At 69.4% G+C, this 20,917-nt stretch carries 22 protein-coding genes; 12 read left to right on the top strand and 10 right to left on the bottom strand.

The features are described 5' to 3' along the window. The first annotated feature begins 52 nt into the window (after window positions 1-52). The 6 genes from ABGB10_RS07045 (at window position 53) to ABGB10_RS07020 (ending at window position 5,653) form a co-directional block, all read left to right on the top strand. Window positions 53-1,198 carry a hypothetical protein gene (locus ABGB10_RS07045; RefSeq protein ID WP_347660032.1) on the top strand — a complete coding sequence of 382 codons (1,146 nt, stop codon included), beginning with the start codon at window positions 53-55 and terminating at the stop codon, window positions 1,196-1,198. A gap of 45 nt (window positions 1,199-1,243) precedes the next feature. Beyond that, window positions 1,244-1,780: a hypothetical protein gene (locus tag ABGB10_RS07040; protein WP_347660031.1), complete on the top strand. Its 537-nt coding sequence runs from the start codon at window positions 1,244-1,246 to the stop codon at window positions 1,778-1,780. A gap of 58 nt (window positions 1,781-1,838) precedes the next feature. Next, complete coding sequence (locus tag ABGB10_RS07035; protein ID WP_347660030.1) at window positions 1,839-3,113, top strand: RNA polymerase sigma factor; 1,275 nt, start codon at window positions 1,839-1,841, stop codon at window positions 3,111-3,113. A 110-nt stretch (window positions 3,114-3,223) separates the two neighbouring features. After that, window positions 3,224-3,898, top strand: a complete 675-nt coding sequence (locus tag ABGB10_RS07030; RefSeq protein WP_347660029.1) for a DUF998 domain-containing protein — start codon at window positions 3,224-3,226, stop codon at window positions 3,896-3,898. A 32-nt stretch (window positions 3,899-3,930) separates the two neighbouring features. Beyond that, on the top strand, window positions 3,931-4,302 hold the full coding sequence (locus tag ABGB10_RS07025; RefSeq protein ID WP_347660028.1) for a YciI family protein: 372 nt from the start codon (window positions 3,931-3,933) through the stop codon (window positions 4,300-4,302). Between the two features lie 145 nt (window positions 4,303-4,447). Further along, window positions 4,448-5,653 carry a hypothetical protein gene (locus ABGB10_RS07020; protein ID WP_347660027.1) on the top strand — a complete coding sequence of 402 codons (1,206 nt, stop codon included), beginning with the start codon at window positions 4,448-4,450 and terminating at the stop codon, window positions 5,651-5,653. Window positions 5,654-5,673: 20 nt separating this feature from the next. Here ABGB10_RS07020 and ABGB10_RS07015 read toward each other — a convergent pair whose 3' ends face one another. Beyond that, complete coding sequence (locus ABGB10_RS07015; protein WP_347660026.1) at window positions 5,674-6,102, bottom strand: VOC family protein; 429 nt, start codon at window positions 6,100-6,102, stop codon at window positions 5,674-5,676. Between the two features lie 161 nt (window positions 6,103-6,263). On the opposite strand from ABGB10_RS07015, the gene ABGB10_RS07010 reads away from it, so the two are divergent. From ABGB10_RS07010 to ABGB10_RS07000, 3 genes are all read left to right on the top strand, one after another. Then, a complete protein-coding gene (locus ABGB10_RS07010; RefSeq protein WP_347660025.1) occupies window positions 6,264-6,602 on the top strand; it encodes a type II toxin-antitoxin system RelE/ParE family toxin in 339 nt (112 codons plus the stop codon). Next, entirely contained in the window at window positions 6,599-6,898 is a 300-nt protein-coding gene (locus ABGB10_RS07005; protein WP_347660024.1) for a helix-turn-helix transcriptional regulator, read from the top strand. Before ABGB10_RS07010 ends, ABGB10_RS07005 begins: the two co-directional genes overlap by 4 nt. Window positions 6,899-6,982: 84 nt before the next feature. Next, window positions 6,983-7,747: an alpha/beta hydrolase gene (locus ABGB10_RS07000; RefSeq protein ID WP_347660023.1), complete on the top strand. Its 765-nt coding sequence runs from the start codon at window positions 6,983-6,985 to the stop codon at window positions 7,745-7,747. 59 nt (window positions 7,748-7,806) lie between these two features. On the opposite strand, the gene ABGB10_RS06995 is transcribed toward ABGB10_RS07000, so the two are convergent. The 5 genes from ABGB10_RS06995 to ABGB10_RS06975 form a co-directional block, all read right to left on the bottom strand. Next, entirely contained in the window at window positions 7,807-10,893 is a 3,087-nt protein-coding gene (locus tag ABGB10_RS06995; protein WP_347660022.1) for a DUF3427 domain-containing protein, read from the bottom strand. A 10-nt stretch (window positions 10,894-10,903) separates the two neighbouring features. After that, window positions 10,904-11,983 (bottom strand): macro domain-containing protein, encoded by a 1,080-nt coding sequence (locus tag ABGB10_RS06990; protein ID WP_347660021.1) that lies wholly within the window; start codon window positions 11,981-11,983, stop codon window positions 10,904-10,906. Window positions 11,984-12,379: 396 nt separating this feature from the next. Beyond that, complete coding sequence (locus tag ABGB10_RS06985; protein WP_347660020.1) at window positions 12,380-12,937, bottom strand: GNAT family N-acetyltransferase; 558 nt, start codon at window positions 12,935-12,937, stop codon at window positions 12,380-12,382. Beyond that, the gene (locus tag ABGB10_RS06980; RefSeq protein ID WP_347660019.1) at window positions 12,934-14,451 is read right to left on the bottom strand and encodes a hypothetical protein; all 1,518 of its coding nucleotides are present in this window, start codon (window positions 14,449-14,451) and stop codon (window positions 12,934-12,936) included. The genes ABGB10_RS06985 and ABGB10_RS06980 overlap by 4 nt, the downstream gene beginning before the upstream one ends. 121 nt (window positions 14,452-14,572) lie before the next feature. Next, window positions 14,573-15,091, bottom strand: coding sequence for a flavoprotein (locus ABGB10_RS06975; RefSeq protein WP_347660018.1), 519 nt, complete (start codon window positions 15,089-15,091; stop codon window positions 14,573-14,575). A gap of 249 nt (window positions 15,092-15,340) precedes the next feature. Between ABGB10_RS06975 and ABGB10_RS06970 the strand changes: the two genes are divergently transcribed. Continuing rightward, window positions 15,341-16,414: an FAD-binding oxidoreductase gene (locus tag ABGB10_RS06970; RefSeq protein ID WP_347660017.1), complete on the top strand. Its 1,074-nt coding sequence runs from the start codon at window positions 15,341-15,343 to the stop codon at window positions 16,412-16,414. An 81-nt stretch (window positions 16,415-16,495) separates the two neighbouring features. On the opposite strand, the gene ABGB10_RS06965 is transcribed toward ABGB10_RS06970, so the two are convergent. Next, the gene (locus tag ABGB10_RS06965) at window positions 16,496-17,164 is read right to left on the bottom strand and encodes a TetR/AcrR family transcriptional regulator C-terminal domain-containing protein (RefSeq protein ID WP_347660016.1); all 669 of its coding nucleotides are present in this window, start codon (window positions 17,162-17,164) and stop codon (window positions 16,496-16,498) included. 97 nt (window positions 17,165-17,261) lie between these two features. On the opposite strand from ABGB10_RS06965, the gene ABGB10_RS06960 reads away from it, so the two are divergent. Further along, window positions 17,262-17,492, top strand: a complete 231-nt coding sequence (locus tag ABGB10_RS06960) for a hypothetical protein (protein ID WP_282262309.1) — start codon at window positions 17,262-17,264, stop codon at window positions 17,490-17,492. A 42-nt stretch (window positions 17,493-17,534) separates the two neighbouring features. Here ABGB10_RS06960 and ABGB10_RS06955 read toward each other — a convergent pair whose 3' ends face one another. Continuing rightward, on the bottom strand, window positions 17,535-18,419 hold the full coding sequence (locus ABGB10_RS06955) for a cellulose binding domain-containing protein (RefSeq protein WP_347660015.1): 885 nt from the start codon (window positions 18,417-18,419) through the stop codon (window positions 17,535-17,537). Window positions 18,420-18,620: 201 nt separating this feature from the next. Between ABGB10_RS06955 and ABGB10_RS06950 the strand changes: the two genes are divergently transcribed. Continuing rightward, on the top strand, window positions 18,621-19,511 hold the full coding sequence (locus ABGB10_RS06950; RefSeq protein ID WP_347660014.1) for a hypothetical protein: 891 nt from the start codon (window positions 18,621-18,623) through the stop codon (window positions 19,509-19,511). A 64-nt stretch (window positions 19,512-19,575) separates the two neighbouring features. Here the strand turns inward: ABGB10_RS06950 and ABGB10_RS06945 are convergent, their stop codons facing one another. Beyond that, window positions 19,576-19,797, bottom strand: a complete 222-nt coding sequence (locus ABGB10_RS06945; RefSeq protein ID WP_347660013.1) for a hypothetical protein — start codon at window positions 19,795-19,797, stop codon at window positions 19,576-19,578. A 106-nt stretch (window positions 19,798-19,903) separates the two neighbouring features. Further along, entirely contained in the window at window positions 19,904-20,887 is a 984-nt protein-coding gene (locus ABGB10_RS06940; RefSeq protein WP_347660012.1) for a hypothetical protein, read from the bottom strand. Window positions 20,888-20,917 lie beyond the last annotated feature (30 nt).

Genomic DNA, 20,917 nt, shown 5'->3' with positions numbered 1-20,917 from the left:
GTTAGACCCCGTGACAACCCAGATTGGTGGTCTGCGCGGCGAAGGAGTCGGCGTGGCAAAAACTGATTCGACGGGTTCCACATGGCGGTACCGGTGGGCGCGCCGGCAGAACGTGCGGCGGGTCAGCACGTACCGCGGTGCCGAGGCGGCGTGGCGGCGACGAGTCGACGAGTTACGACGGCTACGCGAGCTTGCCGCCGACTTCCAGGGCTCCGCTGCGGCCGGTGCCGGCCTGCCACTCGAGTTGGCCGCCGACGAGGTGGTGCTCTCGGCACTGCCCGCCGCGCAACTGATCGAGGTGCGGCACACCACAGTGCTTCCCGCGCCGGACCTCACGATCGCCCGCCCGGCCGGCCCGCTGCGTCCGCGCCGCCCCGACGGCGTACGGGTCACCGACGCCGGCATGGCCGTGATCACCAGCCGTCGACTGGTGCTGCTCGGCGGACGCGGCCGGCGGGACTGGGCGTACGGCCGGATGACCGGTCTGGCCCACGACCCGGCGGCGCCGGTCACCCTGATCCAGGTGCTCGACCGGCGGCACACCTCCGGGCTGCTGCTGCCCGTCGACGCCGCGCCGGACTTCCGGTTCAAGCTGACCCTGGCCTTCGCCGACGCGATCGAACAACGCGCGGCGGTGCTCGCCCAACTCGACGAGCTGATCGTCGAGCACGCCCAGCTCAAGCCGTTCCGGCCGGCGGTGGCCACGCCCGGGCAGGCCCGGCTGTCGTCGTTCGTGCCCGGCGGTCGGCGAACCCTCGCGGTGGCGGCGGCCATCGCGTTGCTGGTGCCGGCGGCGCTGATCGAGTCGAACCCGTCCGAGCCGGCGGAGGTCGCCGTCGCCGCCACCCCGGCGCCCATTGCCAGCGTGACGCCCACACCGACCCGCCCGGCGACTCCGGGGCTTGCGCTGAAGCCCCCGTCGCCGAAGCCGACGAAGTCACCACGCCCGTCGCCCAGCGCGACCTCCAAGGGGCCGCGCTGCGGGGCACCGGAGAACCCGCTGGGGTACGACTTCTGCGGCGGTACGCGGATCCGCAAACCGGCAGCCGAGGTGTGCGACTGGTTCGACTGCGTACCGCAGTTCTGGTCCGGTCGGGGTTACCTGGTGCAGTGCCGCGACGGTTCGGTCAGCCTGACCGGCGGCCGGTCCAACGCGTGTACCGAGCACCGAGGCGTGCGGCAGACCGTCACTAAATGACCTATTTCATGCCCGGAGTCCGCTTCAGTCGGCCAGAATGATCGAGTGGAGATCCGGTCTGACGATGGCGCCCGGGTGCGGATACGCCCCGTCGGCTACCAGCCCGGCATCGACCCACCCGACGACGATCCCGACGGGGCCACGCCCGGCTGGCACGACTGGCTGCTCGTCGAGGTGGACGCCCGCACCGCCGACGGTCAGACCTGGTCGCACCACTACCCGAGCCTCATGGTCGAGGAAGCCCGCGCGCTCGGCGGCTGGCTGCACGGGCAGGCCACCGCCGCCCTCGGGCTGAGCGCACCGCCGGCGCTGGTCCGCTTCACCGAACCCAACCTGGCCCTCCGCACCCGCGTGCTCCGCCGCCGCCGGCTGGAACTGATCGTGGAGTTCTCCGCCGAGTCACTGCCACCGTGGTCGCGTCGCCCGTCCACCGCGATCTACCCGCTGATCCTCACCGTCTCCGCGGACGCCCTCGCCACCGCCGCCGAGCACTGGGCCGAGCACTGCGAGGCGTACCCACCACGGGCCCCGTCGCGGTTCCCGACCCGCGACCCGATGACGGACCGACGGCGGGCCGGCTGACCGGTGCAGCCGGTGCGGTCCTTGTGGAGCCCGCGCCCCCCTGCTCTGATGTGCGTTCATGGGGGTCGAGCAGGTACACCGCACGGTGGAGGCGGTGTGGCGCATCGAGTCCGGGCGGGTCGTCGCCGCCCTGGCCGGGCTGGTACGCGATGTCGGCTGGGCCGAGGAGCTGGCTCAGGACGCCCTGGTCGCCGCGCTGGAGCAGTGGCCGCGGGACGGCGTACCGGCCAACCCCGGCGCGTGGTTGACCACGGTCGGCAAGCGGCGGGCGATAGACGCACTGCGCCGGCGCAAGCTGCTGGAGCGTACGGTCGAGACACTCGGGCAGGACCTTGACGACGACGGTTTCACCCCGGACTTCGACGCGGTCTTCGAGGAGAGGATCGACGACGACCTGCTGCGGTTGGTCTTCACCGCCTGCCACCCGGTGCTCTCACCGCAGGCGCGCGCGGCGCTGACCCTGCGCCTGCTCGGCGGGCTGAAGACCGAGGAGATCGCCCGGGCGTTCCTGGTGCCGGAGACGACAGTCGCGCAGCGGATCACCCGGGCCAAGAAGGCGCTCGCCGAGGCGCAGGTGCCGTTCGAGGTGCCGGGTGTGGCCGAGCGCGGCGAACGGCTCGCCTCCGTGCTGGAGGTCATCTACCTGATCTTCAACGAGGGTTACTCCGCGACCGCCGGCGACGACTGGATGCGCCCGGCGCTCTGCGCGGACGCGCTGCGGCTGGCCCGCCTCACGCAGGAGTTGATGCCCGAGGAACCCGAGGTGCACGGGCTGGCCGCGCTGCTGGAGATCCAGGCGTCGCGTACCGCCGCCCGCGTCGATGCCGACGGCGAACCGATCCTGCTGCTGGAACAGGACCGCGGGCGCTGGGACCGGCTGCTGATCCGTCGCGGCCTGGCCGCCCTGGACCGGGCCCGGGCGGTGAACGGCCCACCCGGCCCGTACACCCTCCAGGCGGAGATCGCGGCCTGTCACGCGCGGGCGCGTACCCCGCAGGAGACGGACTGGGCGCGGATCGCCGCCGGCTACGCGGAGCTGGCCCGGGTCGTACCGTCGCCGGTCGTGGAGCTGAACCGGGCCGTCGCGGTCTCCTTCGCCGACGGCCCGGCCGCCGGACTGGAACTGGCCCAGGCGCTGGCCGAGGAACCCGCGCTGGCCGGCTACCACCTGCTGCCCAGCGTGCTCGGTGACCTGCTGGCCAAGCTGGGACGCCACGACGAGGCGCGCGCCGAGTTCGAACGGGCCGCCGACCTGACCGGCAACGAACGCGAACGCGCGCTGCTCCGCGCCCGCGCCGCCGACTGCGCCCGAGGCGTCGCGCCAACCCGCTGAAAATCTTCGACCGCCATGTCGTATCCCGCGCCGGTCGCTCGACGCGTCAGTGGAAGCCGGCTCGCCGGCACGCGGGAGCCGGCCACCGGGCCGGCGATAGGAGGACGGACATGACGACCATGACTGACGCCGGCGGCGCGGGGTCCGCAGTGGCGGGCGTCGACTCCCGGCGTACGACGACCAGGGCGCTGCTGGCCGGCGGAGTCCTCGCCGGCCCGCTGTTCGTGGTGGTGGCGGCGGCCCAGGTGCTCACCCGGGACGGGTTCGACCTGAGCCGGCAGCCACTCAGCCTGCTGGCGTTGGGCGACCTGGGCTGGATCCAGATCGCCAACTTCGTGCTCACCGGGCTGCTCGCCCTGGTCGGCGCGGCCGGGTTGCGCCGGGCGTTGCGCGGCGAGCCGGGCGGAACGTGGGGGCCGGCGTTGATCGCCGTGCACGGCCTCGGCCTGATCATCGGCGGGGTGCTGGTCTCCGACCCCAGCATGGGCTGGCCGGCGGGCGCGCCGGAGGGCACGCCCGACACGTTGAGCTGGCACGCCGTCGGCCACGGCGTCGGCGCGGCGCTCGCATTCGGGTCGCTGCCCATCGCCTGCCTGGTCTTCGCCCGCGCCGGGTGGCGGGCCGGGCAGCACGGTTGGGCGGCATTCTCCGTCGGCAGCGCGCTGGCCGTCGTCGCGATCCTGGCCTGGCCCGACCAGGACACCCTCAGCGTGCGGATGGCGCTCGCCTGCCTCGTCGTCTTCGGCTGGCTGACCGCACTCTGCGGCCGGCAGCTCGCCAAGTGACCACTGTCAGTCGACAACGGAAGGACCGACCGATGCGCTACATGATGATGCACAAGCTCGACGAGACCCTGCCGGAGGCATTCAACCCGAGCCCGGAGTTCGTCGCCCGGATGGAGGCCTTCATGAAGGAGGTCGCGCAGTCCGGGATCCTGGTCGCCGCCGAAGGGCTCTGCCCGACCGCCACCGACGCCACCCGGATCACCGTGAGCGGCGGTAAGACCACCGTCACCGACGGGCCGTTCACCGAGACCAAGGAGCTGATCGCCGGGTTCGCGCTGGTGGACGTGCGCTCCCACGAGGAGGCCCTGGAGTGGGGGCGACGGTTCGTCGACGTCTTCGCCGAGACGATCGGTGAGGTGGAGGTGGACATCCGCCGGGTCTACGAGGCGCCCGAGCAGGGCTGACTCTCGCCGCGCCGCCACCTCCGCATCGGGGGTGGCGGCGCGGATCCTGCAATTCTCTCCTTTCGGGCGCAACGGGATGCATCGATCCCGGCCGCGTTGCCTGTCACGTACGTGAGCGGTTGTACCGCGTGTGACCGTGACCTCTGTGTCCTGTGCCCCCTGGCGGATCGCCTGGGCCGAGCGCGAGAACGAGCGCCGGCAGCGCGCGTACCGCGACGCCACCGACGCCTGGCAGCGCCGCGACGACCACCTGGCCCGGCTTCGCATCGAAGCCGCCAGCTTCCTCGGGTGTACGCAGCCCCGCACCGGCCTACCGGTGGACCTGGACGACGACGAACTCGTCTTCCGCGTCCTCCCCGTCGCCAGGCTGGTCGAGGCCGAGGCGCGGCACATCCCCGGCCTGCCCAGGCCGGGCGGCTTCTGTTCCTTCGCCGAGACTCCATCCGAGGCGCTGCCGGCGAGCCTGCGGGTCGTCGACACCGGCATGGCCGTGGTGACCAGTCGGCGGGTCGCCTTCGGCGGCCGGGAGCACCGCCGCGAGTGGCGGTACGCAGACCTGGTCGGCCCCGCCCACCACCCCGACGTGCCGGTCACCCTGCTGCCCGACCGGGGTCGACTCGCCGGGCTGCTCGTCCCGGCCAACGCCGTGGTGAACTTCCGCTTCTATCTCGCCCTCGCGGCTGCCGACGATCGCGCTGCCGTCATCGCGCAGGTCGACGCGCTGCTGGCCGCGCATCAGGCCGCCCGGCCTGCGCCTCTTCTGTTGGTGAACCCCGACGACGCACCGCTGACGGCGGTACGCCCCGACCGGCGGGCGCTCGGCGCTGCCGCCGTCGCGGCCGTGGTGTTCGTGACGCTCGGCCCGGGTGCTCTGGGTCCGGGCGCGTCGTGGGGTCCTCGCGGGCCGGTTTCCTCAGCGGAGATCGTCGCCCTGGACGTCCCGAGGGCCGCGGGCGTCCGCGTTCCGATCGGTCCCGTCGGGCCGGTGGCACCCGGGTCGCGGGTCGGCTCGGCCGACAGTGCCGTTTGGAGCCCGCCGGACGCCCCGGCTGCCCGGCCGTCGGCTGCGGCAGCCGTCTCCACAGTGACGGAACCCGCTGTCGTGGTGGCCCTGCCACCGGCTCCTCCACCAGCCGTCATCCCGGCCTCTTCGCCCAGTTCGGTGCCCACGCCGGGGCCGGCCCTCACCACGGAACCGCCCGCGCCAGCCCTGCCGACGCCGCCCGTCGCGTCGGCCTCGCCAACGCCGACTGCGACGCCTTCGCCGGAACCCGGGCTGTTGGCGATCTGCCTGGATCCTCTTCGACTGCCGTTGTTGGACCCGCTGCTCTGCCCGTCTCCGGCGTCCTGATCGGCGATCGAGCCCGCGGCTCAGCTCATGGCGCTGAAGTCGGGGACGGTGAGGGTGCCGTCCTCGGCGAGGGTGAAGCCCGGGTTCCAGGCGATCTCCCAGAGGTGACCGTCCGGGTCGGCGAAGTAGCCGGCGTAGCCGCCGTAGAAGGTCTCCCGGGCCGGCTTGGTAACCGTGGCACCGGCGGCTGCTGCCGTCTCGATCACCTCGTCGACCTCTGCCCGCGAACGGACGTTCTGGGCCAGGGTCATCGCGCAGGTGCCCAGCTCTTCGATGCCGGCGTCGGCGGCGAGCTTGTCACGGCCCCACAGGACGACGGCCAGGCCGCCGGCCTGGAAGAAGACCGTCTCCTCGACCTCCTGGCCCCGCCAGCCGAGCTGCTCGTAGAACGCCTTCGCGCGGGCTACGTCCGCGACTCCCAGAGTGATCAGGCTGATCCGCTGCTCCATGGTCCTCAACCTAACGCGCAGTCGCTCGGGGGCGTGGCAGGTGGCCTCGACGTTGTTGCCGCTCTGGGAGGACAGGACCGACATCGTTGACGACACGCGTTCGTATCAAGCTTGCCGAGAAAGACCCAACCCATAGCATCGATGCTATGGGTTGGGGTAGCGTGGAGCTGGAACCAGAGGTCCGAGATTGGCTGGAGGAACTACCAACTAGCGACTTCGCCCGAGCGGCGTTCTATATCGATCTTCTGGCTAGCCAAGGCGTGTTGCTCGGAGAGCCACACAGCAGACAGCTCGACGGCAAGTTGCGTGAGCTGCGGTTTTATCTGGAGCGCGACGCGGTCCGCGTGACGTATTGGATAGCCTCCGACCGGAGAATCATCCTGCTCACGGTGTTCCGCAAGACGCGAATGCGGGAGGGCCGGGAAGTCGAGCGGGCTCGCCGCGCCTTCGAGCGGTGCGTGGCGGAGCGGCACATCGTGAACGAGGGGGCAGAGCGATGAATGATCGCCTGGACTGGAACGACCTGCGTGAGCGCCGGATGGCGGAGCCGGGAGCGGCCGAGACCTACGAGGCCACCCGGATCGCTTTCGAGCTTGGGCAGGAGGTGCGCCACCTGCGCGAAGGGCATGGCTGGAGTCAGAGCCAGTTGGCCCGTGCCGCGGGCATGACTCAGTCCGCGGTGGCCCGTTTCGAAGCAGGCGGGACCGTGCCAACCCTGCCGGTGCTGGAGCGGTTAGCTCGGGCTCTGGACCGACGGCTGGACGTCAGGTTCACGACGAACGCGGACGCAGCCTAACCGCCTCCGCCGGCCTATCGCGATCAAGCGGCAGACGCGTCCATGTAACGCGAGCCGACGGTCGTTGATCTAGCATTCCTGCTCGTGCGGGAGTTCTTCACGGTCGCGGGTCGGAGGCTGTCGTACCTGGACTTTGGTGGTTCGGGTACGCCTCTCCTGGCTCTGCACGGGCACTACAACGAGGCGTCGGCATTCGCGCCGCTGGCTGAAGCGTTGGCACCGCAATGGCGGGTGATCGCGCTCGATCAGCGTGGGCATGGAGCGTCCGACCGTGCCCAGAGCTATGAGCGGGACGATTACGTTGCCGACGTCGCCGCCTTCCACCGGCATCTGGAGGTCGGCCCCGCTGCGGTGCTAGGGCATTCACTTGGCGGGGTGAACGCCTACCAGTACGCCAGCCGGCACGCTGATCTGGTCACCGCGCTGATCGTCGAGGACATCGGCGCGGTCGTGGACTGCGACTGGTCGTTCACCACGAGCCTTCCTCGCCGCGCACCGTCCCGCGATGCGCTGGCCTCGGCACTGGGTGCGGCGGCTCCCTATCTGGAATGTTCCTTCCGTCAGTCGAAGGACGGCTGGGGCTTCTCGTTCGAGGTTGATGACACGGTGGCGTCCCAGAAGGCGCTCAACGGTGACCACTGGAAGGACTGGGTAGCGGTGAACTGCCCCACCCTTCTGATTCGCGGAACGCGCAGTGACGAGCTGACGGCCGCCCACGCTCGCGAGATGATCGCTCGTCGCCCTGGCCAGGCCCGCCTTGTCGAGCTGCCAGCAGGTCACGTTGTGCATCACGATGCTCAAGCGCAGTTCGCCGCTGCAGTCGGTGCCTTCCTGTCCGAGCTCGACTGAGCCAGGGGAGTTTCATCCCCGCCTCGTGAGCTGCGAGACAGCCGGGCCCGCGAGGGACATCAAGCGGCGATAGTCCGGGCGGTGGCGTACACGTCGGCGGGTAGGGCGTGGCGGAGTTGCCATAGGACGCGCATGGGTCGGTCGCCGGTGTGCGAGTCGTACGTCATGGTGCCGGCGTAGAGGTACGGCGGCGCGCCCAGGTCACGGTCGGCGATGCGGGTTTCCCGGACGAAGAGGTGCACTGTCGAGCCGCCCGAGGTGTAGCGCTGACCGGTCGTCGACGCCGCAGAGGTGGTGCTCTGCGACTCCCACTGGAAGAGGGTGTCGGTGATGGCGCGGTCGGCGTACATGGTGGTGGGGGAGTAGTGCGCCTCGGACTTGACCAGGGTGACGAAGAACAGGTCGGCCTGGGCGTCGGGCAGCCACTTCACCCCCTCGCGCAGCGACCCCGGGTTGGTCATCCCGAAGGCGGCACATGCTTCGTTGCGGCTGTACCGGGCGTGCACCCGCAACGGCACCGCCCCCGGAGCGAGGGCGGGTGTGACCCGGTGGATGCGGTCCCGCAGCACCTCGGCGACCTGCCGTAGCTCGACGCAACGCGCCGGCTCCTTCCACAGCCGTGCCAGCCGTTCGTCCCTCGTGGCGAGGGGTGCGTTCGGCCCCCAGAGGCTGAAGTGCAGCATGTCCAGCAGTCGACCGCTGCCCGCGTACACCTGCTGACCTGGCACGGGCGGTCCGGCCGCGACCCGGGTCAGCAGCTCAAGCCGGTCGACGTCGTCGGTGTGCAGCATGCGACCGATGGCCCGGCCCAACTCCCGGTCGTCCGGGCCGGGCGCGGACGTCTCGATGCCGGCGAGCCGGCGCAGTCCGGTCCAGCCGCCGATGCTGGCCGACCGGTACACGTCCTCGATCTCCAGGCCGGTCTCGCGGAGGAACGTGGCCAGGCTGACATCGCCGAGTTGCCGCAGCTCGGACACCAGGCCGGTCTTCGAGGTGGGCAGCGCGCTCTTCAGGTTGGCGAGCACGACCTCCTTCGCCACCCGGTCCAGCTCGACGTGGCAGCCGCTGGGCAGGCTCGGGAAGTCGTCGCGGACCGCCTCGGTGACGGCCCGCCGGCTCACCCCGGTCAGCGCACGCCACCGCAGGTCGAAACGGAAGTTGGCGTTCTGCCCGCCGATGAAGTCGAGCACCGTCAGGCAGGGCTTGTCGTCGTCCAGGCGCAGGCCACGGCCGAGCTGTTGCAGGAAGATCGTGGCGCTCTCGGTGGGCCGCAGCATCAGGATCGTGTCGACCATCGGCAGGTCGACGCCCTCGTTGAACAGGTCCACGGTGAAGAGCACCCGCAGCTTGCCGGCCTTGAAGTCCCGCAGCAGCCCTTTCTGCGTCAGGCGGTCGGCCCCCGAAGTGACTGCTGCCGCCGGCACATCGTGCTGGTTGAACCAGGCGGCCATGAACTTCGCGTGCCCGATGCTCACGCAGAAGCCGAGCGCCCGCATCCGCCCGACATCCACCTTCTCGCGAACCGCGCGCAGCACCGTCCGTGCCCGGGCGTGGTCGGCGGTGTAGAGGGCGGTGAGTTCGGCCAGGTCGTAGCCCTGCCCACGCTTCCACGTGACCTGGGACAGGTCCACGTCGTCGTGCAGCCCGAAATACTGGAACGGGGACAACAACTGCCGCTCCAACGCCTCCCACAGGTGCAGCTCGACGGCCGCGCGGCCGTCGAACCACCGGCGCACGTCGCCGCCGTCGGCCCGGTCGGGGGTCGCGGTCAGTCCGAGGAGTACGCGGGGACGCAGCCGCTCCAACAGCCGCGTGTACGTCGGCGCCTCGGCGTGGTGGAACTCGTCCACGATCACCATGTCGTACGCCTCGGGGTCTACTTCCCGCCTGTGCAGCGATTGAATGGAGGCGAAGACGTGCTTCCAGCCGTTCGGCTTCTCGCCCGCGACAAGCGTCTCACCGAAGCTACCGTCGCCCATGACCTGCCGGAACGTCGACAGGCTCTGTCGCAGGATTTGCTCCTGGTGAGCGACGAAGAGCAGCGAATCCACCCTCTTGTTGCGGTGCAGCCGGCGGTAGTCCAGCGCTGCGACGACGGTCTTGCCGGTGCCGGTCGCCATCACCACCAGGTTGCGCCAACGCCCGTGCACCAGTCGCTCGGCGTCCAGGTCGGCCAGGATCTCCGCCTGGTACGGATACGGGCGCACGTCCAGGTTCGAGATCTCGGTGGGTGCCTGGTCACGGCGCTCCCCGCTCAACGCGTGCCGTAGCCGCTCGGCGTCTCTGGCCGCGTCGTACGTCTCGAACGCCGGATCGTTCCAGTAGTCCTCGAACGTCGCAGTGAACGTGTCGATGACGTGCGGCTGCTCGATGTTCGAGATGCGGACGTTCCACTCCACGCCGTCCACCAGCGCGGTCTTCGACAGGTTGGAGGAGCCGACGTAGGCGGTGGTCGTGCCGTTGGCCCGGCGGAAGAGCCACGCCTTGGCGTGCAGGCGGGTGGTCCGCGTCTCGTAGGACACCTTGACCTCCGCGCCGAGCTCCTTGAGCCGGTCTAGCGCCCGCTGATCGGTTGCGCCGAGGTAGGTCGTGGTGATGACCCGGACCGTGCCACCCCGGGAGATCAGGTCACGGATGGCTGGCTCGACGATGCGCAGGCCGTACCACTTGATGAACGCGCAGAGCAGGTCGACGCTCTCGGCCGACGCCATCTCGTGGTTGACCTCGTGGCCGATCCGGGGTTGGTGACGGCCGTTCACCAGTAGCGCGCCGGTGGAGAGCGGAGTCGTCGGGCGCTGCGGGAAGGCTGGTAGTGCGGGTGGGGTTGGTGGGGCGGCGATGGCGTGGAGCAGGTGCTTCGCGTCGGTCACCTGGTCCTGATCCGTCGCTGCCTTCGGGCTCAGCTCGGCGATGGCGTCTGCGATCCGGTTCGCCAGCTCGACCTGATGGTGGAGCTTGTCGTCGCCACCGGGTACGGATTGGAGGGCGCGGGCGGCCAGGGTGGCGAGGTGGCGGGCGAGGGTGGTGTGCGCGTCGGCGGGGTCGAGTTTGTGGTGCTGGACCAGGGCGGGATCGATGTGCTGAAGACGATCGGCCAGCTCACGGGTGATCAGGTGCTCGTAGACACCCCGCTCAAGATCCGTCATTCGAGCAAACTCACGCGACGGGCAATGCAGGCAGCAGTCTGACCGATTGCAGGCGCTCGTAAGCCAACTCGATATGCGCGGCCGTGAAGAGCCGAGCCTTACGGCCACGCCACGAACGAACCCGCTCGGTCAGCTCATCCAGATCGTCGGTGGGTGGATGTGATGCGGCTGCGTAATGCACGGTTGCCAGCACTTCCAGGCTGTACGGTGCCTCAAATCCGTCGGTCAGCCGGGCCAGTTGATCCAATGTCTCGGTCGCCGCTGCGCCATGAGCTCGAGACCAGTCGGCAACGGCGTCGGCTGCGTCCGGGATCAGGCCGATGGGCTGCATCTCCTCGACCCGTGCCGAACGGTCACCGAAACCCGTGAGGTAATGCCCTTCGAGACGGTTCAGTACGTGATTAAGGCTCTCGGCGTACGGGCCATATCTGCCGCGGCTGAACTCCAGACGAAGCGGTTGCCCCAGCACCTGGAGGAAATAGGCGATCTTCTGAATCTCCAGGATGGTGACGTCATCGCGTGGCTCGAGTCGTCGTGCTCGGCTCAGGTAGCGCTCGATGGCCTGGATGAGGGTTACGCGTCCGGAGGTCAGCGGTGGTCTCTCGGTCGCTATCGGCATGTCGGCCGGATCAGGTACTCCCTCCGGAGGGAAGAGCAGGACCCGTACCTCGGGGGTCTCGGCGAAGGCGCCTTCGATGAGGGGCCGGACATCGTCCCAGTTGAGCCCGCCGTTGCCGCAGCCCAGAGCGGGCATCGCTACAGAGGTGATCTTCCGCTCACGAACCACGCGGACGAGATCGGCCAGTCCGGCCTGAATGTCGCCAAGCCTTGAGCTGGCCCGCCAGTGGCCCTTGGTGGGAAAGTTGATCACGTATCTGCGCGGGCCGAGTCGCGCTGAGTCGAAAACGAACATTCGCCCCAAGTTGACTTGGTTCTCGCGGCATGCCGTGCGGTAGCCCGCGTAGTTCGCCGGGTAGGCGCGCTTGAACTGCATTGCGATGCCCTTGCCCATCACTCCAACTGTGTTGACGGTGTTGACCAGCGCGTCCGCCTCGGCGGTCAGTAGGTTCCCATGGCTGATGATGATCATTCGCGCACCTCCCCCCGCGTGTGCCCGTAGTACCAGCCCGGTCTGACAGCAACGTACGGCTCGATCATGCCAGCGTCGCGGAGCACCTGCCTCACCTGTTCCTGTTGGTCCGTCGCCCGTACGGCGTAACCGGTGAGCAGGTCAACAGGAAACTCACGGTGGACGAGGAGCTCGGCACATGGTCGCTTCACTGCGGGTGGAGTCTCATGGATTGAGCGTCATAACGCTAAGGGTGTGCGACCTCGTATTGAGATCTGGAACGATGCTCGACTCGAGATGCTCTTGGCTGAGCGTCCTCACCTGATACTAGACTTCGAGCTTCGTTAGCACTTTATACGTCAAGGGCTTGCCCGAGTTGGTTGTGGGAGTTGGCAGCGCGGCTGGGTTTACTGCAGATCAGTCCAGCTCAATCCGGTCGGCGGGTGCCCGGACCAAGACGTCAAAGGTCGGCGCGTTTTCCCAGTTTGGCCGGAGTTTGGTCGCCTTGGCCCACCCCCAGGATCGGTACGCCGTCTGCGCGGCAGCGTTCTCGGGACGGACCAATAGCGTGGCTCGTGGCTCCGGCCGGGCCGTGACCAGTTCGTTGTGCAACGCCGCCGCGATGCCCTGACGCCGCCAGGCTGCGTGTACCAGAAGCTCGCTGATCGCGAAGGTGCGCGTCCCGTCCTCGTCGGTGAAACCAGGTGGCACAGGCTCGTGGATCCCGTCCCACCATCGCGTCTCAGGAGGAAGCGGAAAGCCATAGATGTAGCCGACGAACGCTCCGTCAACCGATGCCGTGACCAGCTCCCACCCAGCTCGCTGCATGTGCAGGTCGAGCTGACGCCGGTAGCGGTCCTCGCTGTAGAACTCACCGCCGCCCGCGTAGACCTCCAGGTAGAGGTCAACAAGCTGATCGAGCATCCCCTTGGCCTCGTCAGCGCTGTGGTGGCGAAGTTGCAGGCCCTCGATCACAGACTCACCGCCCAGTCGTAGGCGTCGACGAACTGGCGAGTGGTCTTGGTTGCGTGCCGTGACGCCGCCAGGTTCCAGCGCATCTGTGCGAGATGCTGAGTTACCCGCTTTGAGTTGATCTGGCCCACCGCAGGCAGAGCGTCCAAAGCGATGCGGGCCGCCTCGTTGACATCGCCCTGCCGGTGCGCCGCCTCCGAGAGCCGCACTGCGTAATAGACCTGGTTCCTTCGGTGGCCAGGCGACGGGTTAGCGGGGATCGCACGCAAAGACTGAACAGCGCGCGCGGGTCTGCCGAGGGCCAGATAGGAAATCCCTTCAATCCCGTTCAGCTCTTGGGCGTTGACGAAGTGAACGAAACCCTGGTCATCGTCGTGGGCGCCGCGGTCCAACTCCTGGCGGGCCTTGGACATCTCTCGACTAAACGCGCTGGCGTCCCTGAGGACGGCGTAGGCGTGTGCTCTTCGGAGGTGTAGCAAGGTGGTGAGTCGTGGTGTCGCCCAACCGGCAGAGACCCGCAAAGCCGCCTCGGCGCAGTGCAGCGACTCGCCGGGTTGACTTTCGCGGATCAGCAGGGATAGATGCGTGAGGGCACGGACTTCCACACGTGGGTCGTCGGCGATCCGGGCACGAGTAATAGCCTCGTGCAGGTAGGGCCGCGCCTCAGGCCGGCGCTCGGCGTCGATGGCCAGCCAAGCCGCCTCGATGGAGAGATCCGCCAGGGCGCTTTGGAGCGCGTCGCCGACCTCTCTGCTGTAGGTCGCCTGCGCGGCCCAGGTCGACAGTCGGGCGTGCGCTTGGATGGCGACGTCGCAAAGCAGGTCAGCGCCGGCTGCCGCATCTGCCCGTCGGAGATCGTCAACCAGGGAACTGGCCAGCCGCACCTGTTCCATGCCAATGTTCCCGGGCGCTCTATCAGGCGGTCCCGGGAGCAGGTAGGTGTGACCGCCTGCGGCGAGTCCCGCGAGTGCGGCCAGTACGTTGAAGCGCCGGCGGTCCGTAGCGCCACCCCCTTGGCTTGGTGCCTCCACGTTAACCGCCAGGGCTGCTCGTCCGCCCTGCTCGGGCACCTGATCTTCGTCATGTGGGCCATCCGTTGCGCCTCCCATGAGGCTCGCGTCCGTCCAGCAATGCTGATCAGGGAGGCGGAACCAGAGTTTCTGTGCGGGCACGCAAAGGAGCTTCGCCCAGTGCGCCAGGCGGTCCAGGTACACCAGCGGCGGTCCGTTCTCCACGCGGCTGAGCTGCGGTTGCGTGATGCCCAGCCACCCCGCCACCACGGTCTGCGGCAACGCGACTCGACCGTGGTACGGATGGCAGCGATAAGCCCTTATCACCCGCCCAAGATGCCGCTCGGTCAAAGCCTGCCGCACCGGCTCGTGCTCCCAGAAGCTCGGCGGCACCACCGGCGGCGCGCTCAACCGGTCCCGCTCGGCGGCTTGGCACGGTGCACACCGTCCGCTGTCGTTGTCCCGGGCCAGCCGTCCGCCGCATCGGGGGCAGTTCGAGTGGGTCACCGGCGGCTCCGTCCATCCAGCTTCATCGAGCCTATCCATTGAACCCGCTGGGTGGGGCGTTGGTATACGCGCGACGCATAACGTCAAAGGACTGCGGGATAAGCGAATGGACTACAACTAATCAGGATGGTCGCGCCGCCCGCAGCGCCTCGATGACCACGTCCCAACGCTCCGGCCCGTTCTCCGAGTTCAGCGGCTTCCCGTCCGCGACGACCACGCCGGCAGCGCGCAAGACCGCCAGGTGACCCGCGTAGGCCGGATGCGCCGCCAACTCCGCCTTGGTGTGCGGAAAGGCGATGATCGGCAAGCCCGCGCCCAGTGACTCGTTGAGGACGCCGAGCGCCAACGTGTCGTTGATGCCCAACGCCCACTTCGTCACCGTGTTGAACGTGAGCGGGGCGGCCACCACCACATCCGCCGGCGGGTGGGGCTCGGGGTCGCCGGGCATGCGCCACTCCACGCGTACCAGATAACCGGTTTTGTCCTGCAACGCCTCCCGGTCGAGCCATGGCGCGGCGGTCGGGCTGACGATCATGCACACTCGCCACCCGTCGGCGATGAGCAGATCGACCAGCTCGTGGATGTGTTCCGCCGGACCGGCGGCGCAGGCGACCAGATACAGCACCGGGCGTTCCGTCATGCCCGCAGTCTGCCCGACTCGGCCGAGGCGTAGTCGGGCGCATACCGATGGCGCATACCGCCGACGATCACCACGACATGCCGTATTGCCTGGTCAACCGCGAGGGTCGACGCATGGCCCGGGGCGGGTGCTGGTGTCCCCGGGGCTGCGCCGACCCCCATCGGCGCAGCCTCGTCCCCGCCCGCCCCGGCGCCACTCCACCTGTTGACAAGGGGCCCGAGGGCTCCCTCCGTACCTCTGGGAGCCGGCATGCCCACCCTGACCGCCGCCTGGGCTTCGGTTGACGACCGAGCGGCCGGCGACTTCTGGTGCACCCTCGAAGACCGCCGACCCGGGCTGCTCCGACACCGCGACGCGCCGCTGTTCTTCACCGCGCTGGGCCGCCTCCTGGTCGGCGGTGACGACCCGGTGAACCGGGCGGCGCTGCTCATGGTGCTCGGCCGCGCGTACCGTCACTTCGACCTGCTCCCGCACGCCACCACTATCGGCGACGCACTGCTCGCCACCGTTGCCCGCCACGCCCGCCCACTGTGGACGCCGCAGCTCGCCATCGCCGCCGAGCGCGCGATGTGCCGCGCCACGCGCGCCATCCGCCGCGCCGTGGCGCAGGCCGGCGACGGCCCGGCCTGGTGGCACGTCCAGGTGATCGGCCATGATCGGCCGTCGCCCGACATCGCCACCGTGACGGTACGTCCCTGGCGGCGGCTGCCCTTCCTGCCAGGTCAGGCCGTGCCGGTCTGCACGCCGCGCCTGCCCGGGCACTGGCGTTGGCTCTCACCGGCCAACGCCCCACGCGCGGACGGCACCGTCGAGCTGCACGTCCGCGCCGTACCCGGCGGCAGCGTCTCCCACCACCTGGTCCATCGGGTACGCCCCGGTGAGCTGCTCTGGCTCGGCCCACCCGGCGAAACCGGCCTGCGCCTCGACTCCGGGCGTACCGATGATCTGCTGCTCGTCGCCGGTGGCACCGGGCTGGCACCCCTGCGCGCCCTGGTCGAGCAGGTCGCCGCCGCACCGGACGGCCGACGGGTGACGCTCGTCGTCGGCGCGCGCACCTTCACCGACCTGTACGACTCGATCGCCCTCGACAAGCTGCAGTGCGCCCACGACTGGCTGACGATCGTGCCGGCCTTCTCCGACGACCCGTGCGCGGAGCCGGCCGAGCGGGGCGACGCCCTGACCATCGCCCTCGATCATCACCAGCCGGGCCAGTACATCTACCTCTGCGGGCCGCCGCCGATGCTGGCCGGTGCGCGGTCACGGCTGCGCTGCCTCGGCATCCCCGCCGCCAGCATCCACGTGGCCGAGAGCTTCGCCCGGTAATGGCTGTCTACCGCAGCCCGAACGGATACGGCACCTGTTGCCGCATCACGCCAGCCCAGTAGCGTGCGCGAGTGGCACCGGTCATTCCAGCGTTGCGGTTCGGAGAATGCCGTTGAGGCCCTCCTCAAACAGCAGGTCGTCGTCCCATTGGGCACCGTCGAGATGGCCGGAGGCGTCGAGAGTTGGATAGGCGCTGGCGTTCGCGGCGACATGGGCGCGGGCTGCGGCTCTCGCGTCGGGGCCCGCGGTCTGGTGCCACGTGGCTTCGGTGAGCGCAGCGCCGATGACGTAATTGGCCAGCATTCGCGTTGCCACCGCTAGCTGGAGTCCGGAGCAGCCGCCGCGCACCAGCGCCGATTGCAGGAACTCGGTACGGGCTAGGACGTTGGGTCCGAGCATCGGGCGTCCGATCAGCCTCGGTGCCCAGGGGTGGCCCAGCATGGCGGCGCGCCAGCCTCGGACGAGGACGCGGATGTCCTCCAGCCAGTCGTCGCCCACGGCCGGGATCGGCACGTAGCCGAAGATCCGGTCGACGGCCAGGTCCAGGACGTCGTCCTTCGTCCGCACGTGCCAGTACAACGCCGTCGCCGTCACGTCGAGTTGTTGGGCGAGGTTGCGCATCGTCAGCCCTTCGATGCTGTGCTCGTCCAGCAGGGTCACCGCTGTGTCCACAATGCGTTCGAGGGTGAGCGGCGGTTTGCGTCGTGCGCGCGAGGGCTCCGTACGTAGCCATACGGGCGGTGAGCTCATGGGAGCAAATTCTAGACCAGTGGACAGGAAACTTAACGTCGGTAAGCTAGTCGAACGGAAGATGGTTGGCCTTGACGGTCGGCAAGGAGGAAACCCCATGCCTCTCCTGCGAGTCCACCTCGACAGCGACCGGAGCACGTCCCGCCGCGTCCTGCAACTGCATCAAGAGGGCAAGATCCATCACGAGTCGCGGGAAGCCGCTCGGGAACAGGCGTGGCGTCGGGGCCACACCCCGGCCGGCGACCCGATCTTCGTCGGCATCACGAACGGCCGCCGTGACGTGCAGTTGCTCTACGACGTCGAGGTCTACTCCGACACGGTCCCTTGAGCACCCACCGAGCCGGCTCGCACCGGCCGTCCGAGCGCGCGGTCAGGCGTACGTGTCGCCGAACTCGCGTACCCCGTCGACGTCCAGCGTGATCCGCGCGTTCTCGGTCCACTGGCCGGTGGCGGCGAGCCAGCTCGGGTCGTCGCGTTCTTCGAAGTCGCTCCAACTGGGCCGGTGGTGCCGTAGCTGGATCGGCCCGGTCGACTGGCCCGGCGCGAGCACCCCGCCGGTGAAGGTCAGCTCAACCCAGCCGGGGACGGTGGTCCCGGGGATCGGATTGCCCGGCGCGGGCGTCGTCAACACGGAGGGCCCGCCCGGTGGTGGAACCAAGAACTGCACGGTTTGCCGGATCCGGTCGCAGCCCAGTGCGGCCCAGTCGCAGTTCGGCACCAGCGAGGTGTTGGCGCCCTCGAAGCGCAGGTGGTAGCGCACCTGTACCGCGCTCAGGTCGAGCGGCTGGGTGCCGGTGTTGGTGACCTTCAGGAGGTGCTGGATCTGGTTGTTCGTCGGGGACCAGTCCAGGTTGAGGTAGCTGACCGTCGCACGTCCCGCCGCGGTGCGCACGGTGATGCCGGTAGACCTGTCGGAATAACCGCCGAGCGCACGGGCGGCAACCGCGATCCAGTACGGCGTGCCGGGTGCCAGGTCGGTCAGCGTGATCGTGGTGTCGAGGGTGGTGCCGAGCAGGCGGTACGTGTTGGGGCCCAGCACTGCCTGCACCTCGTAGTTGATCGGCTGCTCGGCGGCCGGATCGCCGATCCAGGTGGAGGGTGCCCACGTGAGCGTGAGCTGGTGTGGCTCGTTGACCACCACCACTGGGTTGCCGGGGGTGCTGATGGCCGGGCCGTCCGCGCTCGCGGCGTTGACGGCGAGCAGGCTCGCCAGCGCGGCGAGGGCGACGGCGGCGGCGACACGGCGAGCATGCATGGTCCGAATGCTAGGGCCGAAAAGTGGAATTCGATAGCCAGCAATCAATATGTGGACTGGATCGTGCACCACTGGTCCGTTACACGACGTAGTCGGTTTGCGGATAATGCCTGGTCAGACAACTACCTACCGTCAACCCGTCATCAGAAACGGCCCTGGCGTCATGACACCCGCCGCTCGGGCCTCGGACGGGAGATACATATGCGTACCAAGAATCAAACCCGAGCGTTCGTACTCGTGCTCGGTCTCGTCGCGGCCGGGGCGGTGCTCGCCCCGGCGAGCCCGGCGTCCGCCGCGGTCCCCGGCCTGGTGCGGGTCGCCGCGACCAGCGTCAGCGACTCGGCCGACTTCCACAGCGCGACGGCGACCTGCCCGGCCGGCAAGGTGCTCACCGGCACCGGCTACGAACTGAACGGCGTCACCGGTGAAGGCGTCGTCGACGACCTGCGCCCCAACGGCGGCCCGGCCACCGCCCCGACGGCCGTCACCGTCGGCGCGTACGAGACGGAGGCGTTCGCGGGGAACTGGTCGGTGACGGCGTACGCGATCTGCGCCAACCCGGTGCCCGGCCTGGTGCGCGTCTCCACCGTCGGCGCGAGCAACTCGACCGACTACCACTCCACCACGGCGACCTGCCCGGCCGGCAAGGTGCTGACCGGCACCGGTTACGAGTTGAACGGCGTCACCGGTGAGGGTGCCGTCGACGACTTCCGCCCCAACGGTGGCGTCGCCGTGGCACCGACCGCGGTCACCGTCGGCGCGTACGAGTCGGACGCGACGGCCCTGAACTGGTCGGTGACCGCGTACGCCATCTGCGCCAACCCGCTCGCGGGCCTGGTGCGGGCGTCCACGGTGGGGGCCAGCAACTCACTCGACTTCCGCAGCGTCACGGCGACCTGCCCGGTCGGGAAGGTGCTGACCGGTGCCGGCTACGAACTGAACGGGGTGACCGGCGAGGGCATCGTGGACGACTTCCGTCCCAACGGCGGCCCCGCCACCGCGCCGACATCGGTCGCGTCCGGTGCCTACGAGGAGGACGCGTTCGCCGGCAACTGGTCCGACACGGCGTACGCCATCTGCGCCACGGCATAGCAACGAGCGTTACGTGTGGCCGCCCCGGCGCTGCGGGGGCGGCCACACCGGCTGAGCGGTCGGCTCAGGAGCCGCCTTGGCGCTGGATCCGCCCGTCGCCCGAGACCTTGGCCCGGCCCAGGTCGCGTTCGGTGCCGGCCGGGCCGGTCGCGGTACGGCGGTGCCGTTGGTCGGGCGAGTGCTCCACGGTCGAGCCCTGGCGGCCCGGAGCGCCGCTGCCCGGATGCCGCCGGCCTCGCGCCGATTCGCCGCCGCTGTCGTGTTTGTTCTGCTTGTGGCTACCCATGGATCGCGCGTACCCGGTCACCGTGTGGCTAGTCCTGAGCCCCCGTCAGCTCCAATACCGGTCTGGCGGGGATCGGCCCGGTCGAAGGTCCGGGGAGCGAGCGGACTCACGGATTCCAGTAGACGAGGACCCTGGCCTGGTCGAAGCGTCGATCCTTCAGGTCGGCACGCTGGATCACCCAGTGGATGGTCGCGCCGCCTGGTCTGCCGCCGTGGAACTCGGCCAGCAGAACCCAGTCACCATGGTCGGGCGGCCCACCACCGCGCACCGGCCCGTCGTTGCCCGACCAACCCGAGGGGTTGGCGCCCAACCAGGCGGGGTTGAAGCCGTTGCAGTCAGTGCCGTAGCCGCCCAACAGCAGCGGCGTCCTCCAGCCTCGATGGGAGAACATGCCGTCCGGCACGTCGCGCAGGACTTTCTGCCACACCTCGGTCATCTCTTCGAACGGAGGATCTCCCGGCAGCGGCGGAGACCACGGGGGCCCCGGGATCGTCTTGACGTAGGGAAGCGAGATGTCGACGGTGAGGTGCAGATCGCCCTGGGGAATCTTCGCGTAGACCTCGGCACACTCCTCGTCGTCCGGGGAGAAGCCCGGCGGATACTGTTCTCGCTCATCGACGGCGACGCCCGCCGGCACGTACATCACCTCGCCGTAGCCGTCTTCTTCGGGCCAGCCGAACAACAGCAGTTGGCCGTCGGCCGGTAGCGGAAGGTCGGTCACGTCTGCCGGGAGAGCAGCGCAGTCGATGGTGGCGATCAAGGGAAACCTGGGGTCCTCGGCGTCGGCCGGGAGCATCACCGGCCCACGGATGGCGCCCACGACCGGCCCGTCACCCTGCTGTGTCAGGAGCGCAGACGGGCGGGCGAGCCCCAGCCAGCGCTCCACGTCGGCGGTAGGGATGTCGCGGCGCAGCGCCTCGGCGCGGACCTGATCGATGATTTTCACGTTTCGGGGAAGCACGGGAGCACCGTAGGTCAACCGTGCGACGTTCACGATCCCGCCGGATGCTGGCTGCCCGGAAGACAGGCGCCCCTGTAGTCGATACCGCGATTTGCCGTCGGCGGGCGGCAGGCGGAAGCGGCCGGCCATAGCGTCCGAACCACGGAGTTCCGCGAGCGC

This window comes from Micromonospora sp. B9E7, from assembly GCF_039871815.1.
Classification (GTDB): Bacteria; Actinomycetota; Actinomycetes; order Mycobacteriales; family Micromonosporaceae; genus Micromonospora.
The sequence above is the reverse complement of the archived record's forward strand: the minus strand, read 5'-3'. Positions and strand labels throughout refer to the sequence as shown.